Source organism: Defluviitoga sp. (assembly GCF_035349255.1).
Classification (GTDB): domain Bacteria; phylum Thermotogota; class Thermotogae; order Petrotogales; family Petrotogaceae; genus Defluviitoga.
The window spans coordinates 1-4,575 of the sequence record NZ_DAOPSE010000065.1; the positions used below are offsets into that span (position 1 = coordinate 1).

3 protein-coding genes and 1 pseudogene are annotated in these 4,575 nt (G+C 32.9%); 1 reads left to right on the forward strand and 3 read right to left on the reverse strand.

What is annotated here, in order from left to right; translation table 11 throughout:
* The 3 genes and pseudogenes from PKN74_RS07935 to PKN74_RS07945 form a co-directional block, all read right to left on the reverse strand.
* Nucleotides 1-268: pseudogene (locus PKN74_RS07935) on the reverse strand (ABC transporter permease); the annotation flags it as partial.
* A complete protein-coding gene (locus tag PKN74_RS07940; protein WP_472310272.1) occupies nt 258-1,856 on the reverse strand; it encodes a sugar ABC transporter ATP-binding protein in 1,599 nt (532 codons plus the stop codon). The gene PKN74_RS07940 and the pseudogene PKN74_RS07935, both read right to left, overlap by 11 nt.
* A 70-nt stretch (nt 1,857-1,926) precedes the next feature.
* The gene (locus PKN74_RS07945) at nt 1,927-3,045 is read right to left on the reverse strand and encodes a DUF3798 domain-containing protein (protein WP_472310274.1); all 1,119 of its coding nucleotides are present in this window, start codon (nt 3,043-3,045) and stop codon (nt 1,927-1,929) included.
* A gap of 498 nt (nt 3,046-3,543) precedes the next feature.
* Between PKN74_RS07945 and PKN74_RS07950 the strand changes: the two genes are divergently transcribed.
* Complete coding sequence (locus PKN74_RS07950; RefSeq protein ID WP_472310276.1) at nt 3,544-4,542, forward strand: DUF5700 domain-containing putative Zn-dependent protease; 999 nt, start codon at nt 3,544-3,546, stop codon at nt 4,540-4,542.
* The last annotated feature ends 33 nt before the right edge of the window (nt 4,543-4,575 follow it).

The following is a 4,575-nucleotide window of genomic DNA, read 5'->3' on the forward strand; positions in this document are numbered from 1 at the left end:
GTCCCAACTGCATACTAATTAGTGCTCCCAATAATCCCCCAATTATTCCTATAGGTAACCCAAAATTTGGGCCTATTCCAGATCTTATAGTAGGTACCATCGCTAACACCAATACACCATTCATACCTATCCTTCTAAGAGAATCTCCAATCAGAGGAGGTACAGCAACGCCCGTAATGAATGCTAGTACAAACAACCCTACTAAAAACAATACTATTATTAACGTTGGAATATCTATTTTTTTAAGAAGTGCAGTCCTATCGTTCACCCATTATCACCTCCTGGAATTTTCCAGCCATTGCCATACCAAACTCTGCGTCTGAATCAGTTGGTTTTAGAATAGCTGAAGGCTTTCCCTCTGAGACTATTGCTATACGATCACATATACTTCTCAATTCTGCAAGTTCGCTTGAGGTCATGACAATTGTTATTCCTTTTTCCCTATTCATCTTAACAAGGTAATCTAAGACTAACTTTTTTGCACCAACGTCTATTCCACGTGTTGGCTCCGAAACAAAAAGAATTTTAGGCTTCAAAGTAAATGCTCTCGCCAGACAAACTTTTTGTTGATTGCCTCCACTTAATCTTCTAACTGGTTGTGAAGGACTTTTACAGCGTATATCAAGTTCTTTAATCATCTTTATTGCATGCTGCCTTATAGCCTTCTTATCATATATCTTCAAAAATAGAAGCCATTTCATAAACTCTCCATAGGCTTGAATGGCAGTTGCAGTTATATTAATTTCTACCGATTCATCTAGTAACAATCCAACACCTCGTCGGTCTTCAGAAAGATATACGATGCCTTTATTTAGTGCAAAACCTGGATTATTTAATTGAAACGGCTCATCCTCAAAGTAAACTGAACCATTTGATGGAAATAAACCAGCAATACCATTAGCGATTCCAAGTTTGCCTTGCCCAGCTAAACCCCCTATACCCAATATTTCTCCTCTTATGATATCTATATCAAATCCTTTAACCATTTCTCCTGGCATTAAAACATGCAGATCATTTATTGACATGATAACGTCTGTCTCATCAAGATTTTTCCCCCTTTTTGGTAGCTCTAATATTTCTACTTTTCTGCCTACCATTTTTTCAGCAATCGATATAGCGTTAAAAGATGAAATTGGACCATGATCAACCACAAATCCATCTCGCAAAATTGTTACTCGGTCTGAAACTTCCAACACCTCTGAAAGTCTATGAGATATAAATAAAATTGCTATTCCTTCTTTTGATAAGAAACGAACCACTTCTAAAAAACCTTTCACTTCAGATTCTGATAGGACTGCCGTCGGCTCATCTAAAACCAAAATTTTGAGATTTTTTTTATCTATTTCTCTTGCTATTTCCACAAACTGTTTGTAAGCTACCGGTAGTCCAGCCACAGGAATCCATTCATCAAGAGTAGTCATTCCAACCGTATCCAAAGCTTTTCTAGCATCTTTTCTCATTCTTGGAATATCTAAAGTTTCAAGTGACTTTCCAAATATCCTGCTTAAAAAATTTTTTTTAGTGATCTCTCTGTTTAGTTTTATATTTTCTGTTATTGTGAATCCTGGCAAAAGCATGAATTCCTGGTGTACCATGCCTATGCCTAGTTCCATAGCCTTCCTGGGAGAGTCTATAATCACTGGTTTCCCTTCAAAAATAATTTCTCCTTCAAAGCCTCCGGTATTTTGAATAACAGGCATTCCAAAAAGAATGTTCATCAAAGTAGATTTACCTGAACCATTTTCCCCAACTAGACTATGAATTTCTCCAGGAAACAAATCTAGATTAACGTTTGTTAGGACCTGGTTGCCATAGTAAGATTTACATATGTTTCTCATTTCAAGGATCTTTTCCATACTGATTCCTCCTACCAAAAGGATGTCGGCAAACAGCCGACATCCTTCTATAAATCATTCTAGTAGTCAATTAAAACTCAGTAACCCCAAATATAACTGAATCTGCAATAACTAAATAAAAGTTTCCCTTATCTGAAAATCTATTAAATGTTATTCCAACACCCTTAACTTTCTGGGAAGCAACTTCGTCGAATACCGCCTTTATTGCATCCATATCAGCAGATTTAATTTCTCCATTTACTAGTTTTATTGCTACTTCAACACCTGCTTCTACAAAAAGCATATTCGTAGGTACAGGCCATGTAGCAAATCTACCAGCTCCGCCTCCTTCAACTATTTTTTCATTAATTGCCTTTAATATATAGTTGAAATCTCCCTTTTTATCTTCGGGAATGGCTATACCCAGAGCACCGGGGTAACCATGAGTTGGTGATGGACAACATTGTTCTGGAAATATACCTCCATGCTTTAGAATAGCAGTAATCAATGGTTCTTGCATAGCACAATTCGTTGAAAAGAAAGCTGTATCTTTTCCATATTTTGCAAGCTGCCTCGGAACATCTTCTAAGATAAATTGTTGAGAACCAGTTATTCCCTGTTCTCCCATTGGATCAGGTGCAGAAACTGAAACAAATTGTATTCCAAGTTCTTTACATCTCTGTTCCATTAAGTCTTTCCTTCTCGCAATTAATTCCATACTTAAATGCCTGGGGAATGAATAATGTATAAACGTCTTAGCTCCCATTTTATGGGCTAGATCTATGATTGTTATACCTCTTCTTTCATCATCAGTATTAAACGAGACATCTGCAACTCTTTCTACAATTGGAGGATCTTCATGGGGAGTACCCGCTACAAAAACTATGTCAGGTCTAAATTCTTTGACTTTTCTAATTGCTGCAACTGTTCCAGGAACAGCTTGACAAATAACTATTGCTTTAACTGAAGGGTCATAAGCCAGTTCAACTATCCTAGCAATAGTGGTTTCTTGTTCTTGCATAAAGTTATCGGGGTAAATAACATGAATAATGTCAGAACCATATTTTTTTATTACATTTTCTGCTCCTCTGTACTCATCCTCTCCCTGCGACACAGTACCTGTTACAACTCCAATTTTAAAGCCCAAAGACGCATAAGCCAGTGAAACAAACAAGGTTATTAACATTAAAAATACCAAACCTTTTTTCATACCAGTAAACACCTCCCTTGTAATGATTAGTCCATATTAAAAACAATCTGTTAATAATATGCCCCAAAAATTTATTAATATAGAATTAAAAAATGAAAAAAATTGCAACTTATTTTAGTATAAATAAATTGTTTGTATTACTTATTTTTGATCAATTTATAGTATTATAGCATATATCTAAAATAATATTTACATTTAAGCTTGTATTTCTTTTTTTGTTTACTAAAAACTTACTAATTTACTAAGCAAATATTACCATTTTTAACTTATATGTTCATTAAAAATAACTTACAATTGCGTAATTTATTATATGCTAAAGTTAATAAAATGATAAAACAAGGTAACTCAAAGTAAGTTCTATGAAACTTTTTTAATAAAGATACTATTATTTCTCTCTTTTCTATGGTATAATTAAAAGCAATATTTTACTATGATTTTAGTGCGGATAAAGTAACCAAATGTGAGGCTCTAAATAAAAATCCTAGAGGAGGAGTATTAGTGAACATAATCCTAAAACACAACATAGAAGGTATTAATGATTTTATTAAAGTATTTCAATCAAATACTATACTTAAGAAAGCAGATATTAAATGGCTTTTTGATACAAAATCCTATGAAAAATTATTAAACTTATTTGGACAAAACATTGGCCTTACGAAAAAAGAAGAATGGATTGATCTTTTCTATGAAGCATATATTCTAAATTTAAATTCAGAAGGTTGTGTTGAGAAAGATACTTTGAGAAAAAATATAATCGAACCAGTAATCTGGGCTATTAGCAATGTAGACAAACTACTAAATTATACAGAAGAAATAATGCATTTCATTGACAAAAAAACATATATCAACAGGGCTCTTAGATATTTGCCAAAAATTGAAGGTAATATTGAATTAAATTTTTATTACTATATATTCATGTACAACGCTTGTGTGGAAGAAAATATAGTTCTTTTAGACTTACCATTTGCAAAAAAAATAAATGAAGTTCAACTTACTGCTTTACTTGCTCATGAAATGCATCATTATTTAAAAGACTATCTAAACCTTTCAGAATACTCTAAAAACGCCTTCAATGATGTGACACTTACTTTATGGGCATTAGAGAATGAAGGAATAGCTGATATGTGTAGCTTCGAAAGTTTATGGGCTATTTATGAAGAGTTCGGTTGGACTGACAAAGGTTTGATTACAGAGATACTAGAAAATACAGCAAAATATATAAGTGATTTCAATGATAAAATGCAAAGAAAAATAATAAATGAAGATGATTCTATAAATCTCTATGAATTTATTATGCAAAATCAAATTATTCATCCTTTAGGATACAAAATGGCTAAAACAATTGAAAGAGATTTTGGCATCGAAGAGTTAAAAAGATGCGTTGGGAAACCCTTGGAATTCATTTTAAAATTTAATCAAGCTTACGAATTAGAAAATGGAATATATGCCTTTGATGAAAATCTCATAGAAAGATTGATTTCTATTTACAATTCTTAAAAAATTAGTGATTATTGATTGTTTGAATATACT